This window comes from Roseinatronobacter thiooxidans, from assembly GCF_001870675.1.
Taxonomy (GTDB): Bacteria; Pseudomonadota; Alphaproteobacteria; order Rhodobacterales; family Rhodobacteraceae; genus Roseinatronobacter; species Roseinatronobacter thiooxidans.
Genome location: NZ_MEHT01000018.1, coordinates 135,352 through 150,029, shown reverse-complemented (window position 1 = coordinate 150,029; position 14,678 = coordinate 135,352). Strand labels below are relative to the sequence as shown.

At 60.9% G+C, this 14,678-nt stretch carries 15 protein-coding genes; 12 read left to right on the top strand and 3 right to left on the bottom strand.

Annotation, left to right across the window (positions count from 1 at the left end):
* Positions 1-149: 149 nt before the first annotated feature.
* From murD to BG455_RS10090, 5 genes are all read left to right on the top strand, one after another.
* A complete protein-coding gene (gene murD / locus BG455_RS10110; protein WP_071469863.1) occupies positions 150-1,553 on the top strand; it encodes a UDP-N-acetylmuramoyl-L-alanine--D-glutamate ligase in 1,404 nt (467 codons plus the stop codon).
* A complete protein-coding gene (gene rarD / locus BG455_RS10105; protein WP_071469862.1) occupies positions 1,546-2,463 on the top strand; it encodes an EamA family transporter RarD in 918 nt (305 codons plus the stop codon). The genes murD and rarD overlap by 8 nt, the downstream gene beginning before the upstream one ends.
* A 338-nt stretch (positions 2,464-2,801) precedes the next feature.
* Complete coding sequence (locus BG455_RS10100) at positions 2,802-3,248, top strand: gamma-glutamylcyclotransferase family protein (protein WP_071469861.1); 447 nt, start codon at positions 2,802-2,804, stop codon at positions 3,246-3,248.
* 26 nt (positions 3,249-3,274) lie between these two features.
* Positions 3,275-4,267: an amidoligase family protein gene (locus BG455_RS10095; protein WP_084386238.1), complete on the top strand. Its 993-nt coding sequence runs from the start codon at positions 3,275-3,277 to the stop codon at positions 4,265-4,267.
* A gap of 49 nt (positions 4,268-4,316) precedes the next feature.
* Positions 4,317-5,993 (top strand): cation:proton antiporter, encoded by a 1,677-nt coding sequence (locus BG455_RS10090; protein ID WP_071469860.1) that lies wholly within the window; start codon positions 4,317-4,319, stop codon positions 5,991-5,993.
* A 281-nt stretch (positions 5,994-6,274) separates the two neighbouring features.
* Here BG455_RS10090 and BG455_RS10085 read toward each other — a convergent pair whose 3' ends face one another.
* Complete coding sequence (locus tag BG455_RS10085; protein WP_071469859.1) at positions 6,275-6,898, bottom strand: helix-turn-helix domain-containing protein; 624 nt, start codon at positions 6,896-6,898, stop codon at positions 6,275-6,277.
* A 66-nt stretch (positions 6,899-6,964) separates the two neighbouring features.
* Between BG455_RS10085 and BG455_RS10080 the strand changes: the two genes are divergently transcribed.
* The 5 genes from BG455_RS10080 (at position 6,965) to BG455_RS10060 (ending at position 11,591) form a co-directional block, all read left to right on the top strand.
* Entirely contained in the window at positions 6,965-8,476 is a 1,512-nt protein-coding gene (locus tag BG455_RS10080; RefSeq protein ID WP_071469949.1) for a class I adenylate-forming enzyme family protein, read from the top strand.
* A complete protein-coding gene (locus tag BG455_RS10075; RefSeq protein WP_071469858.1) occupies positions 8,473-9,108 on the top strand; it encodes a DsbA family oxidoreductase in 636 nt (211 codons plus the stop codon). The genes BG455_RS10080 and BG455_RS10075 overlap by 4 nt, the downstream gene beginning before the upstream one ends.
* Positions 9,105-10,331, top strand: a complete 1,227-nt coding sequence (locus BG455_RS10070; RefSeq protein WP_071469857.1) for a multidrug effflux MFS transporter — start codon at positions 9,105-9,107, stop codon at positions 10,329-10,331. Before BG455_RS10075 ends, BG455_RS10070 begins: the two co-directional genes overlap by 4 nt.
* Before the next feature lie 66 nt (positions 10,332-10,397).
* Complete coding sequence (locus BG455_RS10065) at positions 10,398-11,252, top strand: SPFH domain-containing protein (RefSeq protein WP_071469856.1); 855 nt, start codon at positions 10,398-10,400, stop codon at positions 11,250-11,252.
* 3 nt (positions 11,253-11,255) lie between these two features.
* The gene (locus BG455_RS10060) at positions 11,256-11,591 is read left to right on the top strand and encodes an NfeD family protein (protein WP_071469855.1); all 336 of its coding nucleotides are present in this window, start codon (positions 11,256-11,258) and stop codon (positions 11,589-11,591) included.
* Between the two features lie 140 nt (positions 11,592-11,731).
* On the opposite strand, the gene BG455_RS10055 is transcribed toward BG455_RS10060, so the two are convergent.
* Positions 11,732-12,748 carry a ribose-phosphate pyrophosphokinase gene (locus BG455_RS10055; protein ID WP_071469854.1) on the bottom strand — a complete coding sequence of 339 codons (1,017 nt, stop codon included), beginning with the start codon at positions 12,746-12,748 and terminating at the stop codon, positions 11,732-11,734.
* Between the two features lie 90 nt (positions 12,749-12,838).
* Between BG455_RS10055 and BG455_RS10050 the strand changes: the two genes are divergently transcribed.
* On the top strand, positions 12,839-13,435 hold the full coding sequence (locus BG455_RS10050; protein WP_071469853.1) for a 2-hydroxychromene-2-carboxylate isomerase: 597 nt from the start codon (positions 12,839-12,841) through the stop codon (positions 13,433-13,435).
* Positions 13,436-13,529: 94 nt separating this feature from the next.
* Here BG455_RS10050 and BG455_RS10045 read toward each other — a convergent pair whose 3' ends face one another.
* Entirely contained in the window at positions 13,530-13,856 is a 327-nt protein-coding gene (locus tag BG455_RS10045; protein WP_071469852.1) for a DUF6280 family protein, read from the bottom strand.
* Positions 13,857-14,064: 208 nt separating this feature from the next.
* Between BG455_RS10045 and efp the strand changes: the two genes are divergently transcribed.
* Positions 14,065-14,628, top strand: coding sequence for an elongation factor P (efp, locus tag BG455_RS10040; RefSeq protein WP_071469851.1), 564 nt, complete (start codon positions 14,065-14,067; stop codon positions 14,626-14,628).
* Positions 14,629-14,678: the final 50 nt, after the last annotated feature.

The window sequence follows — 14,678 nt, the reverse complement described above, 5'->3', positions numbered from 1 at the left end:
ATGCTGCGTTGCAGCAAGGGTAGCGCAGTTTGGCGCAGCCCTCAATGAAAACCACAACCCCAAGGGGCTGGGCCTTGCGTGTCGTATCAACTTGGCCCAGACAGGGCGCGCGAACAGGCCGCATTGGCCGGACATAAAAAGGGTGCATCATGATTGCTGTGCAGGGCTATGAGGGGCAGAATGTGGCTGTTCTGGGTCTGGGCCGGTCGGGGCTTGCGACATGCGCGGCCCTGCGCGCGGGCGGGGCCATTCCGCTGGCATGGGATGAAAGCCCGGAAGCACGCGCCAAGGCCGAGGAGGCGGGCATTGACCTGCATGATCTGGCCCGCGTGGACTGGTCTGGCGTGGCGGTGCTGATCACCAGTCCGGGCATTGCGCATCTCTACCCCGCGCCCAACCGCATCATTGCTGCCGCCTATGCCGCGGGCGTGCCGGTGGACAATGACATCGGCCTGTTTTTCCGCAGCTTCGCCACATCTGAAACGATAGAGTTTGAACAGCCGCCCAAAGTGGTGGCGGTCACGGGTTCCAACGGGAAATCGACAACCACGGCCCTGATCCACCATATCTTGCAAGAGGCGGGCCGCCCTGTGCAGATGGCGGGCAATATCGGCAAGGGTGTGCTGTCAATTGACCCTTTGCGCGACGGCGAAGTGGTGGTGCTGGAACTGTCCAGCTACCAGTTGGAACTTGCCCGTGCGCTGACCCCTGATGTTGCTGTCTTCACCAACCTGTCGCCCGACCATCTGGACCGCCACAATGGTATGGGGGGCTATTTCGCGGCCAAACGCCGCCTGTTTGCCGAAGGCGGGCCAGACCGTGCCGTTATCGGTGTGGATGAGTTGGAAGGGCAGTTTCTTGCGGGCCAAGTCGCACAAGCCCCAGAGGATGCGCGGGTCATCCGCATCTCTTCTGGGCAAAAGCTGGCGGGGCCGGGGTGGAATGTATTTGCCCGCAAAGGCTTCTTGTCGGAATACCGGCGCGGCAAGCAGATGGCCTCGATCGATCTGCGCGCAATCGCGGGCCTGCCCGGTGCGCATAACCACCAGAATGCCTGCGCCGCCTATGCGGTGGCGCGCAGCCTTGGCCTTGCGCCGCGCATGATCGAAGACGCGTTCCTGACCTTCAAGGGACTGCCCCATCGCAGCCAGCAAGTGGCCGAAGCGGGCGGGGTGCGCTACATCAACGATTCCAAGGCCACCAATGTGGAAAGTGCCGCGCAAGCTTTGCAGGCTTTCGACAAAATCCGCTGGATCGCGGGCGGTTTGGGCAAGGATGGCGGCATCGCAGCCCTTGCCCCCCATTTGGGCCGCGTGCGCAAAGCCTATCTGATCGGCCATTCCGCACGCGAGTTTGCGCTGCAACTGGGCCGCACCGAGCATGAAATTTGCGAAACGATGGAGGTTGCCGTAGCCCGCGCCATGGCCGAGGCAGAGGCGGGCGATGTCGTCCTGCTGGCCCCTGCGGCAGCCAGTTTCGACCAATACCCCGATTTCGAGAAGCGCGGCGCGGCGTTCATGGCCGCCGTGCAAGCGGGGCTTGGGCATGAGTGAAGATACCCCGCGCGGCTTTGCCTTTGCCGCTGCTGCGTTTCTGATCTGGGGCGGCTTGCCGTTCTATTTCAAGGCGCTGGAGCATGTCCCCACAATCGAGGTGATCGCGCATCGCGTCATCTGGGCGGTGCCGGTTGCGCTGGCATGGCTGATCTGGCTGGGGCGCACGGCAGATTTGCGCGCGGCCTTTCGCACCCCGCGCATGTTGGGCATGGCCTGCGTGACGGCGGCGCTGATCTCGGTCAACTGGGGCACTTATGTCTGGCTGATCCAGTCGGGGCAGGCGATGGAAGCTGCCCTTGGCTATTACATTAACCCGATTTTCAGCGTCTTTCTGGGTGCAACCCTGCTGGGCGAGAAACTGTCGCTGCGCCAATGGGGTGCGGTGGCCCTGGCCGCGCTGGCAGTGGTGGTGCTGACAGTTGAGGCAGGCAGCCTGCCCTTGGGCGCGCTTTTGATCGTGTTCAGTTGGGGCAGCTATGCGTTTTTCAAACGCGCCCTGCCCATTGGCCCCAATCAGGGCTTTGCGCTGGAGGCGCTGATCCTGCTGCCAGTGGCGCTGGCCTATCTGGCATGGGCGCAGACGCAAGGTGTGCTTTATGCAGCGCAAGCCAGCGCACTGGATTGGGCGCTGTTGCTGGGCTGCGGGGTGATTACGGCAGTGCCGCTGATCTTGTATGCCAATGGTGCAAAGGGGCTGAACCTGTCCACGATTGCGATTTCCAGCTATTCGATTCCCACCATGATCTTTCTGATTTCAGTGTTCATTTTCCGCGAACCGTTTGAAGGGGGGCGCGTGGTGGCCTTTCCGATGATCTGGGCAGCGATGGCGCTGTATATCTGGGAAGTGCTGCGCAAGCGGCGCGCGACACTGGCGGCGAAAGCCCTGCCGCAGCACGGGGCGGGGTGACGAAAGAAATTGGGTGGCAGTTTCGAGGGCTTGGCGGACATTGAAGACGTGACCCAAGCCGCGCAGCGTCGGGCCGTGGTGCGGCGATCCCCGATCTATGCTGGATAACTTTATGCCAGCCAAATCCGCGTAAGATCAGGGCTTTGCGCGTAGCCAAGCCAGATCGCCGTGCCGGGGGACGGCCCGGCGATGCGCGGCGGCGCTACGCGCCTCGACTCCGCGCGAATGGCTGAAAAGTCCCGCAAAACAGCCGCTTTCCGCATTCCCGATCGCGTCCTAGCTGCTATGGAAGAAACGCAGCCCCCTTTCCCCAGTTAGCGAACCGTATATGATAAGGCATGTTTGTGTTTGACTGGAAAATCATTCTTGCGGCGGCGCTGAGCGTGGTGGTTCTGCTGTCGTGGCTGATGGTTACCCGCGCGCCGGTCTATCTGCCGCGCCTTGACGCCAATGCCCCGCCCCCGCCACACGGGCACGCGTATGTCTTCGGCTTTGCCACCCTGACCAACCCTTTTGTGCGCTTTGTCGTGCTGGGCCGCCATCTTCCGGCGGAACCAGCCGCGCTGCGGGGCTGGCAGCGCCACCGCCGTGATTTGCGCGATGCGCCCGATATGGTGCTGCATGGCGTGCGCTTTCGCGTCACCCCGTCCGAGATGATCCGCCTTGACCGATACGAGCGCACAGGCCGACGCTACCGCCGCGATCTGCTAGAGCTGGAAGACGGCACTATGGCTTGGGTCTACCGCCTGATGGGCGAGGCTGGACTGGAAGCGGTGAAGGACTAAGACGCGCAAGCAAGGATGCGGCCCAAATGATTCATGATAATATTCCAACCGATCCCTTTCTGCCTTTGCCAAACCATGCAGGCCAGTCCAGCGCAGGGCGCAAGACTGGCATCGAGATCGAATTTGCAGGACTGTCTGTCGAGGGGGCCGCGCAGGTCGTCCAGCAGCTTTGGGGCGGCAGGCTTGTGCCGCTGAATGACCGTGACTTGAAACTCAGTGGTGGGCAGTTCGGGGATGTCAAAGTTGAACTCGACATCTCGTTGCAAAAGAAATGGGCCGAGGATCTGGCCGCGCAGGCATTGGGTGGGCTGGTTCCGGTCGAGATTGTGACGGCACCGCTGGCGCATGGTGATCTGCCACAGGCAGATCGGCTGGTGGCGGCGCTGCGCAAGGCCGGTGCGCTGGGGACGCGCGCGCGGCTGGCCTACGGTTTTGGCCTGCATCTGAACCCTGAACTGCCCGGCCCCGATGGGGCTGGGCTGGTCGAGGTGGCGCGCGCCTATGCCCTGCTAGAGCCGTGGTTGCGCCAGTCCGACCCGATAGACCCTGCCCGCCGTGTACTGCCCTTTGTGGACCCGTGGCCGCTGGATTTGACCGATGTACTGGCGCCGGCCAAAGGGTGGAGTGTGGAGCACTTCGCCCGCATATATGCCACGCACGCGCCCTCGCGTAATTACGGGCTGGATATGCTGCCTGCCTTGCAGTATTTGTGCCCCGATGCGCTTGGCGCTGTGCCAGATGCGCATCTGAAAGGCGCACGCCCGACTTTTCACTACCGCCTGCCCGAAGCGCGGCTGGACGAGGCAGGCTGGAGCATTGCCTATGAGTGGAACCGCTGGTGCCTGATCGAGGCTGTCGCCGCAAATGCGGCTATTTTGCAAGAGCTTGCACGCCGCTGGCAAGACCACCGCGCAGCACTGCTGCCACGCGGGCGCGATTGGGCGGCGCAGGTCGAGTCCGTGCTGGCGGCGGCTGATTTGCCGGTACACCACGGTGGGCAGACTGGCGCGACAGGCTGAATCGGGTTAGGAGTGGCAATTATCACAGGTTGATCGCAGCGAGGATGCCTTGGACACCAGTTTTGCCTCTGTCTTCTATGAAATCGCACTTCTTGTGTTGCTGGCCGCAGGTGTGGGCTTTGTGGGCCTTCTGTTGCGCCAACCGCTTGTTGTGGCGTTCATTGCAGTGGGTGTGCTGGCAGGGCCGGATGCGCTGGGGCTGGTCTCGTCAACCGAGTTTATCGAGACCCTCAGCCAGATTTCAATTGCAGTGCTGCTGTTTCTGGTCGGGCTGAAGCTGGATGTCAGCCTTGTGCGCAATCTGGGCCGCGTGGCCGTGGCGACAGGGCTGGGACAGGTCACCTTTACCGCGTTTTTCGGCTATCTGATCTGCCTTGCGTTGGGGCTTGATCCGGTAACGTCGCTGTATATTTCGATTGCGCTGACGTTTTCATCCACCATCATCATCGTCAAGCTGTTGTCCGACAAGCAGGAAATCGGCGCATTGCATGGCAAGATCGCGCTGGGATTCCTGATTGTGCAGGATATTTTCGTAGTGCTGGCCATGGTCACCCTGTCGGCTATCGGGGTTGGCATGGGCGAGGATGCAGGCGGTATTTGGGATGTCGCGCAGGTTTTCATCGGCGGTGCAGTCATGGTGGGCGCGGTGGTTGTGTTCATCCGCTATATCGCCAGCCCGCTGTTGGGCCAGATCGCGCGCTCGCCCGAATTGATGGTCATCTTTGCAGTGGGCTGGGCGGCCAGCCTTGCAGCACTTGGCGATGTGCTGGGCTTTGGCAAGGAATTGGGGGGCTTGCTGGCGGGTGTGTCACTGGCCTCGACCGAGTATCGAGAAGCGATTTCTTCGCGCCTTGCATCCTTGCGCGATTTCCTGCTTTTGTTCTTTTTCATCAATCTGGGCGCGTCTCTGCAACTCTCCACCCTCGGCGACCAGATCGGCCCTGCGATTGTGCTGTCGCTGTTCGTGCTGATCGGCAACCCGCTGATCGTTCTGGCGATCATGGGCTATATGGGCTACCGCAAGCGCACAGGCTTTCTGGCCGGTCTGACTGTGGCGCAGATCTCCGAATTCTCGCTGATCTTCATGGCGATGGGTATTACCATCGGCCATGTGGGCCAGCAAGCCATGGGGCTGGTTACGCTGGTGGGCCTCGTGACCATTGCGCTGTCGGTTTATATGATCACATGGTCGCACAAACTGTTCGAGATGTGCGAGCCGTATCTGGGCCTGTTCGAGCGCAAGCAACCCCACCGCGAACAAGACGACACCCAAAGTGTGGACGATGCGCGCAATGTGGATTTCATCATCTTCGGGCTGGGACGCTATGGCTGCCGCATTGGCAACAAGCTGCATGACAAAGGCTACCGCGTACTGGGCATCGATTTTGACCCTGAAGCGCTGGTCAACTGGCGGCGCATGGGGCTGGAAGCCAGCTATGGCGATGCGACTGACCCTGAATTCGTGGCGCATCTGGACCTGACAGGCGTACAGGCGGTTGTATCTGCCGTGCCGCGCGACCGTGGTGCCCTGACCGAGGCTGACCCGCAGCTTGCGCTGCTGCACGGGCTGAAGTCGGCGAATTACAAGGGCAAGGTGTTTTTGTCAGTGCAGCAAGTGGCCGAGGCAGAGGACCTGCTGGGCAAGGGCGCGAGTGTGGTGCTGAAACCCTTTGACGATGCGGCCGATTACGCGGTGCGGCAACTGACCGAAACCAGCGACAGTTAGTGTTTTATGGCCGACACAAGATGCCGCCCTGCATGACGAAAGTCAGTTTTGCGGACGCTGACTTTTTTGGTGCAAAGCCGTGTAGTGCCGTGGGTGCGGCCCTTTGAGGCGCGGCGGGCCTGCACCCCTTGTTCCGCGCAAGGTATGTCTGAAAAGCCCTCAAAGCCGCCATTGCATATATCTCGTAAATTGGTGGACACGCGTGTTTTGCGGCTATCGCTGAGCGGCAGGCCACCAGGGGGCGATGTGCTGCATGCGTCAAATCCAGCGCAGCGTGCCGTTCATTCCAGCGATGTGACCCATAATATCTGCGCATCCTCGCGCGACAGAGAGATGACGTTATGGCCCATGCTCGCGTCATAATAGGCGCTGTCACCGCGCCGCATGTCGATGGGCGCATAGAATTCGGTAAGCAGCCGAATTTCACCCGTCAGCACATATAGAAATTCCTCGCCGCCATGGCGCACCCAGCCGTCGAAATCGGCCATGTCGCGGGCGCGCACCTGCGCCTGATAGGGCAGCATTTTCTTCTGGCTCAATTGTCCGGCCAGCAACCTGTGGTCATAGGTGGGGGTGGGCTGCACCACGCCTTCATCGGCGCGCGTCAGTGTCATGCGCCCGCTGGCGGGTTGCTGTGCGGGGGGCGTGAACAGTTGGGGCACAGATATTTCCAAGCCCTGCGCCAGTTTCTTCAGCGCGTCATAGGTGGGCGACATCTGCCCATTCTCGATCTTTGACAGGGTCGAACGCGCCAGCCCTGCCGCAGTCGCGGCCTGTTCCAGCGTCCAGCCGCGCGCCTTGCGCAGGTCACGCACGCGCAGCGCAAGGTCGATGGGTTGCGCCGCCTCGGTCACGCCGGTGGTGCGCGCGATTTTCAGCAGCGTTGGGTCATCTGGTCTGGTCATGTTTTGTCCTTTACGCAAGGCGGCTTGGGCTTGCAACTGTCATGGCGCGCGCGTAGCTCTGGGCGCATGTTGTCCCTCACTGATCCGACCCGCCCCGAGCGATGCCCCGCGCCGTTTAACATGGCGCAATATGTGCTGTCCGCAGGTGCTGCCACCCCTGACAAAAGCGCGCTGCAAATCCTGCGCGCCAGCGGGGCCGAGCGGTGGTCTTATGCCCGCCTGATTGCCGCCGTGCGCGGCACGGGGCAGGGCTTGTTGGCCGCAGGCTTGCAGCCCGGTGACCGTGTGCTGATGCGGCTTGGCAATACAGTGGATTTTCCAGTGGCCTATCTGGGCGCGATTGCTGCCGGTCTGGTGCCGGTTCCCACCTCCACCCAACTGACAGTGCTAGAGATTACGCGCATTTCCCATGAGATCGCGCCCGCGCTGGTGCTGGGGGCTGAAGGCGTGGCCCTGCCAGACCATCCGGCCCCTGTTCTGGCGCAATCCGATTTGCACGCCATGCAGGATTTGCCCCCGTGTGACTGGCACATGGGCAGCCCTGATCGCGCGGGGTATATCATCTACACCTCTGGCAGCGGGGGCAGCCCGCGTGCGGTGGTGCATGCCCATCGCGCTGTCTGGGCGCGGCGGATGATGTGGGACGGCTGGTATGGCCTGACGCCGGACGACCGGATGCTGCATGCAGGCGCGTTCAACTGGACCTATACGCTGGGCACGGGCTTGATGGACCCTTGGGCCATCGGCGCGACAGCCCTGATTCCGGATGCGGGCGCGCCCCTTGCGCTGATGCTGAAACGCTTTGATGCGACCCTTTTTGCCGGTGTTCCCGGTGTGTACCGCCAGTTGCTGAAAGAGGGCCGCGCGCTGGACTTGCCGCGCCTGCGGCATGGGCTGTCGGCGGGCGAGAAACTGCCCGATGTCACCCGCGACGCATGGCGCGCAGCAACAGGGCGCGAGATTTACGAGGCGCTTGGCATGTCCGAATGCTCGACCTACATTTCCGCCAGCCCCGCGCGCCCCGCGCCCGCAGGTGTGGCAGGCTACCCGCAAGAGGGGCGCAAGATTGCCATTCTGGATGACGCGGGCGCCCCCCTTCCGCGCGAAAGCGAAGGGATGCTGGCCATCCATCGCAGCGATCCGGGGCTGATGCTGGGCTATCTGCAAGACGGCGCACCACAGCTGCCCTTGCTGGGCGAGTGGTTCGTGACGGGCGATCGCGGCCAGATGGCGCAGGACGGCGCGATTGCCTATCGGGGCCGCAATGATGACATGATGAATGCAGGCGGTTTTCGCGTCTCGCCGCTGGAAGTAGAACGCGCGCTGGCCAGCCATCCCGCGATCCATGACATTGCCTGCGCGGAAGTCAGCGTGCGCGAAGGGGTCAGCGTGATTGCCGCCTTCTACACTGCCGATGCGCCGCTGGATGAAGAAGCGCTGCAAGCCTATGCCGCCGAGAGGCTGGCGCGCTACAAGCAGCCGCGCCTGTATCGCCATTGCGACAGCTTGCCGCGCGGTGCGAATGGCAAATTGTCCCGCCGCGCGCTGCGCGACAGCTATCAGGGAGGGGGCGCATGATCACACTCGATATCTGGTCCGATCCCATCTGCCCGTGGTGCTATATTGCCAAGACGCGCCTTGGCCGCGCGCTGGAATCGCGCCCCGATCACCCGTTCGAGATACGCTGGCACCCGTTCCAGTTGAACCCCGACATGCCCGCGCAAGGCATGGCGCGGCAAGACTATCTGTCGCTGAAATTCGGCGGGGACCAAGGCGTTCTGGACGCCTATGCCCCTGTCCTTCACGCCGCCGAGGATGCGGGCCTGAAATTCGACCTGCCCGCCATCACCCGCACCCCAAACACACTGGATGCGCACCGTCTGATCCATTGGGCAGGGCTGGAAGGGCGGCAGGGCGCAATCGTCAGTGGTCTGTTCCGTGCCTATTTCTGCGAGGGGCGCGATATCGGTAGCCATGATGTGTTGCTGGATCTGGCAGCGCAGGCAGGGCTGGGGCGTGATCTGACCGCGCGCCTGCTGGGCACGGATGCCGATTGCGACATGATCCGCGAGGCAGACCGCGCGGCCCGCGCGCGGGGCATTCAGGCGGTGCCGTTTTTCATGCTGGACCAGCAATATGCCATCTCGGGCGCGCAACCGACCGAATTGTGGCAGGGTGTGATTGACGAATTGACCGGATCGTCCGAATGAGGGGCGCTTTCTCGCCCACGCGGCCCCTGCGCTTTGGCGAGTTTGTCGCGTTGATGGCGATGCTGACCTCGACCGTGGCATTCTCGATCGACGCGATGCTGCCTGCGCTGCCCGCCATCGGGCTGGAGTTGTCGCCAGATATGCCCGCGCGCGGCCAGTTGGTGATTGCAAGTTTCGTGTTCGGGCTGGGGCTGGGCACGCTGGTTTGCGGGCCTGTGTCAGATGCGTTCGGGCGCAAATCGGTGTTGCTGGTGGGGATTGCCGTCTATCTGACAGGTGCGTTGCTGGCGATGCAGGCATGGTCCATCGAATCGCTTCTGGCCGCGCGCTTCCTGCAAGGGCTGGGGGCGGCGGCCCCGCGCGTGGTGGCCACGGCAATGGTACGGGATTTGTATTCGGGCCGCGCAATGGCGCGTGTCACCTCGATCATCATGACGCTGTTCGTGCTGGTGCCTGCGATTGCCCCTTCGATCGGGGCGGGAATTATCTGGCTGTCGAACTGGCGGATGATCTTCTTTTCCTTTGTGGGCTTTGGCCTGATTTCTGGCCTGTGGCTTATGATCCGCCAGCCGGAATCGCTGGCGATTGAAAACCGTCGCGCCCTGCGGCCCCGCGCCATTGGGTCTGCGCTCGTCGAAATTGTCACCAATCCCGCGGTCATGGTCTATGTCGTGGCGCTGACCTTCGCCTTTGCGCCGCTGTTTGCATGGCTTTCGAACCTGCCGATGATCTTTGAAGATGTCTATGACCGCGCGGCCACCTTTCCTTTCTGGTTTGCCGCGACCGCGCTGGTGGCGGGAACGGCCAGTGTGGCCAATGCGAAACTGGTTATGCGCCTTGGCATGCGCAAAATCGCCACCTATGCGTTTTTCTGGCAAGCCAGTGTGTCGGTGGTGTTTTTGTTCCTGATCAACCTTGGCCTGCCTGCACCATGGGATTTCGCGCTGTTCTTTGCCTTTATGTGCACAGCGTTCTTTTCCATCGGGCTGACATTTGGCAATCTTAATGCGCTGGCCTTGCAGCCTTTGGGGCATATGGCGGGCATTGGGTCTTCGGTGGTCATGTCGCTGTCAACAGTTGGGTCGGTGCTGATCGCAGTGCCGATTTCGCTGGCCTATGACGGCACGCCGCTGCCGCTGATTTTCGGGATGATCCTGTGTTCGTGCACAGCTTTGGGACTGATGCTGCTGTCACGACGTGTTGCCAGCGAAGACAGCGTATGATTTGTCATTGTAGTTAGGCTGAACAGCCATATCTGTTTGAAATAGATTTTGTCCTTGGGGGATGTCATGGAACTTATTCTTGCGCTTGTTGTGGTGCTGGTGCTTATCGTCCTTCTGGGGCTGAAGATTGTGCCGCAGTCACAGAATTATGTCGTCACTCGCTTGGGCGCGTATCACCGCACGCTGGATGCGGGGGTGAATGTGATCGTGCCCTTCCTCGACCGCGTGCATTCCAAAGTGCCGGTCAATGATCAGGTGCTGAACGATATCGCGCTGGAAGTGGTGTCGGCAGATAACGTGGTGTTCGGGGCGCAGCTTTTGGTGGTGTACCGCATCGACAACCCCGAAGCGGCGGTGTTTCGCGTGAACAAGATTGACGAGTTGGTGATCGGGCTGGTTCAATCGCTCGTGCGCTCGGAACTGGGCAAGGTGGAACTGGATGCCGTGCAATCAGATCGCGGGTCGCTGAATGTGGCACTGCTTGAAGCGTTGGAAGATGCAGGCAAGACTTATGGCATTCGCATCTCACGCTCGGAAATCACCGATGTGCGGCTGAATGAAACAACCCAAAAAGCGATGGCCGAAGTGCTGGCAGCGGAACGCGAACGCCGCGCCGCCATTACCCGCGCCGAAGGTGTGCGCCGCGCGACCGAGTTGAACGCAGATGCTGAACTCTACGAGGCGCAGCGCCGCGCTGATGGTATTCGCGCCATCGCGCAGGCCAATGCCGAAGCCAACCGCGTGATCTCGGACTCGCTTGGTGGGGAAAACGCACGCGATGCCCTGACATTCCAGACCGCGCGGATGCAGGTTGAAGCGCTGGAAGGGCTGGCCAAATCCAGCAATGCCAAACTGATCATGCTGCCGGGGGGGCCGTCAAATTCCTTCCGCGAAGCCGCAGCCATTCTGAAAGAGATGTAAGCAATGGACTTGTTTGCCCTGCCTGACTGGATCATCTGGGGCCTGATCGCGGCAGGGCTGCTGGTGGTCGAGATGATGACGACAGCCTATGTCGCGCTGGGATTTGCCCTTGGTGCAGCGGTTGTCGCGCTGGTGAGTTATTTCGTGCCGGGGCTGCATATTTTTGTGCAGGGGCTGATCTGGGCCTCTGTCGGGCTTGCGGTCTGGCTTGGGCTGTCGCGCTGGAACAAATCACGCCATAAATCCCGCAAGGATATCAATGATTTCGATTCCTACGAGTCACTTCCCCGCGCAGACCGCGAGCGCCGCGATGCGCTGAGGCAGAAAGAGCGCGATTAAGGCCGCTCTTAGCTGGATAATGCCCTCTGGTTCCGTTGCAACGCCCGTCCCGGCCTTGCGCCGGGACCTCGCGGCTGGCCAAGAGGCCCCGGCGCAAGGCCGGGGCAGCGTGGCGATTTCCCTCACTGGCGCGCGCGGCCTTACTCGCTGTAAAGCCCTTCATAGATCGGCATCAGTGTTTCTGTATCAAACAGCGAAGAGACCGATGTCCCTTTCCATGTGTTCAGGATGCCTTGCGCAAACATCGGCGCAGTGGGGACGATGCGGATATTGGGCGCGGCTTTCACAGCCTCGGTGGGCGCAATCGAATCTGTGATCACCAGTGATTTCATGACAGATTTGGTAATCCGCTCTACCGCCGGGCCGGACAGCACGCCATGGGTGATATAGCTGTGCACCTCGGTGGCGCCCGCCTCGATCAACACTTCCGCCGCTTTGCACAAAGTGCCCGCTGTGTCGCAAATATCATCCACGATGATGCAGGTCTTGCCCTTTACGTCGCCGATCACGGTCATCTCGGCCACTTCGCCCGGTTTCTCGCGCCGTTTGTCCACGATCGCCAGCGCGCAGCCGACCCGCTTGGCCAGTTCGCGCGCGCGTGCCACGCCGCCCACATCGGGCGATACGATGGTCACATCTTGCAGCCGCCCACGGAAGTTATGCTTTACATCCAGTGCAAAAACAGGCGCTGCATAGAGGTTATCCACCGGAATGTCGAAAAAGCCCTGAATCTGCGCTGCATGCAGGTCCAGCGTCAAAATACGTTCAATCCCCGCCTGTGTGATCATATTCGCCACCAGCTTGGCGGAAATGGGCGTGCGCGCTTTGGTGCGCCGGTCCTGCCGCGCATATCCGAAATACGGGATCACTGCGGTAATCCGCGCGGCAGATGACCGTTTCAACGCATCCGCGATGATCAGCAACTCCATCAGATGGTCATTCGCCGGTTTCGAGGTGGATTGAATGATGAACATATCCTCGCCGCGGACATTCTCATACACTTCGACGAAAACCTCGCCATCATTGAACCGCTCGACCCGCGCATCGACAAGGGACACGGACATGCCCCTATGCAGCGACATTCTGCGCGCGATAGCATTCGCCAATGGTGCATTGGAGTTACCGGAAATCAGTTTGGGTTCCGAGCGATCGATCATCGTGCCATCCTTCAGGATTCGGAAAAGTTGACACCGCTTACCACCCCGTTACGGTCTTGCAAACTGCCTCGCAGCGCAAAAGGACGGACAATGACGCATATTGACTACTACCTCAGCCCGATTTCCCCGTGGACACATATGGCAGGCAAGCGCCCTGCGCAGATCGCGCAGGCCGCAGGGGCCACGCTGCGCTACAAGCCGCTAGACCCGACCGCGCTGTTTACGCGCACCGGCGGGCAAGTGCTGGCAGACCGGCATGACAGCCGCAAAGCCTATCGCCTGCAAGAGTTGCAACGCTGGGCCGACCGGCTTGATCTGCCGATCAAGCTGCGCCCCGCCTTCTTTCCCACCAATCCTGCGCCTGCCTCTTATGCGATTATTGCCGCGCAAGAAGCGGGCGGCGGCGATATGGCGGAACTTGTGACAGGGCTGACCCGCGCCTGCTGGGAAGAAGACCGCAACATTGCCGAGGATGATGTTATCCGCGCGTGCCTGTCCGCGGCAGGGTTCGACCCTGGCCTTGCCTTCAGCGGCATGTTGCAAGGCGCTGAAATCTATCCGCGCAATCTGGAAGATGCCGTGGCGGAAGGCGTGTTTGGTGTTCCGTTCTTCGTAAGCGGAGAGGCGCGCTTCTGGGGGCAGGACCGGCTGGATTTTCTGGCCGAAGCGCTGGGGGTGTCTGCCTGAGTGCGGGAATAGAGGCTTTCGTACGGGGCCACTGAAATGACAAACCCCGCACCAAAGGTGCGGGGTTTGTCATGCCGAAAAAGGCTGTACCAGATTACGCTGCTTCGGCTTCCGCCGCAGCCGCCGCGTTGCGACGTTCGCTTTCTTCGCGTGACAGTGCCACCGATGTGCGCACGCCTTTGGCGACGAATTCCATCAGACCAGCAACCACGCGCTCATTCGGGTCGATTCCTGCACAGCTCAGCACTTCGCGCCCATCGCGCGAGCGTGCCCAACGTGCGATCTGTTCTGGCCCGTTGCCATATTTCTTGTCATCTGCAATCGCATCATCCAGCGCGGCCAGTACGACAGCCGCAAAAAGTTTGCGAGCGCGCGCGCCTTGCTCATGCGTAAAGGCTGTTCCATCCGCCGCATCAAACATTCCAAGTTCCTTTATTCTTGCTCTTGCATTCACCGCGTGGGCCTGCATAGCCCTTTTATGCGTTGATTCGCTACATCGAAATCGCATAGCAGCCATGCTGTGGGCGCATGGGTGCGGTTCACACAAGACTAACGCTTCCTTGCGCGCCTTCTGTTACCGCGATATAGGGAAGGTCGAAAAAAGTTCAAGGTTTTGACAAGGTCCACGCATGCCCAAGATTAATGGTAACGAAATTCGCCCCGGTAATGTTCTGGAACATGATGGCGGGCTTTGGGCCGCTGTCAAAGTGAGCCATGTGAAACCCGGCAAAGGGGGCGCATTTGCACAGGTTGAAATGAAGAACCTGCGCGATGGCCGCAAGTTGAACGAGCGGTTTCGTTCGGATGACAAGGTCGAAAAGGTCCGGCTGGAACAAAAAGACCAGCAATTCCTGTATGAAACCGATGGCCGTCTTGTTGTGATGGACATGGAAACCTTCGAGCAGGTCGAGCTGGATGCAGAAATTCTGGGCGAGCGTCGCCCGTTCCTGCAAGACGGCATGACCGTGACGGTGGAATATTACGGCGAAGAGGCGCTGAATGTGGCATTGCCGCAAAAAGTGGTGTGCCGCATCGTCGAGACAGAGCCGGTTGTCAAAGGCCAGACAGCGGCCAACAGCTTCAAACCTGCGGTTTTGGACAATGGTGTTCGCGTTCTGGTGCCGCCTTTTGTCGGGCAGGATGAAGATATCGTCGTCAATACCGAGACATTCGAGTATTCCGAGCGCGCCTGAGGTCTAAGCCGTTCACGGAATTGTTGTTGCTGCAAGGCAGCGTCATGGCC

Excerpts from the sequence above, each read along its gene's own strand:
- murD (WP_071469863.1), top strand. The coding sequence starts at position 150 with ATGATTGCTGTGCAGGGCTATGAGGGGCAGAATGTGGCTGTTCTGGGT.
- rarD (WP_071469862.1), top strand. The coding sequence starts at position 1,546 with ATGAGTGAAGATACCCCGCGCGGCTTTGCCTTTGCCGCTGCTGCGTTT.
- BG455_RS10100 (WP_071469861.1), top strand. The coding sequence starts at position 2,802 with ATGTTTGTGTTTGACTGGAAAATCATTCTTGCGGCGGCGCTGAGCGTG.
- BG455_RS10095 (WP_084386238.1), top strand. The coding sequence starts at position 3,275 with ATGATTCATGATAATATTCCAACCGATCCCTTTCTGCCTTTGCCAAAC.
- BG455_RS10085 (WP_071469859.1), bottom strand. The coding sequence starts at position 6,898 with ATGACCAGACCAGATGACCCAACGCTGCTGAAAATCGCGCGCACCACC.
- BG455_RS10080 (WP_071469949.1), top strand. The coding sequence starts at position 6,965 with ATGTTGTCCCTCACTGATCCGACCCGCCCCGAGCGATGCCCCGCGCCG.
- BG455_RS10075 (WP_071469858.1), top strand. The coding sequence starts at position 8,473 with ATGATCACACTCGATATCTGGTCCGATCCCATCTGCCCGTGGTGCTAT.
- BG455_RS10070 (WP_071469857.1), top strand. The coding sequence starts at position 9,105 with ATGAGGGGCGCTTTCTCGCCCACGCGGCCCCTGCGCTTTGGCGAGTTT.
- BG455_RS10065 (WP_071469856.1), top strand. The coding sequence starts at position 10,398 with ATGGAACTTATTCTTGCGCTTGTTGTGGTGCTGGTGCTTATCGTCCTT.
- BG455_RS10060 (WP_071469855.1), top strand. The coding sequence starts at position 11,256 with ATGGACTTGTTTGCCCTGCCTGACTGGATCATCTGGGGCCTGATCGCG.
- BG455_RS10055 (WP_071469854.1), bottom strand. The coding sequence starts at position 12,748 with ATGATCGATCGCTCGGAACCCAAACTGATTTCCGGTAACTCCAATGCA.
- BG455_RS10050 (WP_071469853.1), top strand. The coding sequence starts at position 12,839 with ATGACGCATATTGACTACTACCTCAGCCCGATTTCCCCGTGGACACAT.
- BG455_RS10045 (WP_071469852.1), bottom strand. The coding sequence starts at position 13,856 with ATGTTTGATGCGGCGGATGGAACAGCCTTTACGCATGAGCAAGGCGCG.
- efp (WP_071469851.1), top strand. The coding sequence starts at position 14,065 with ATGCCCAAGATTAATGGTAACGAAATTCGCCCCGGTAATGTTCTGGAA.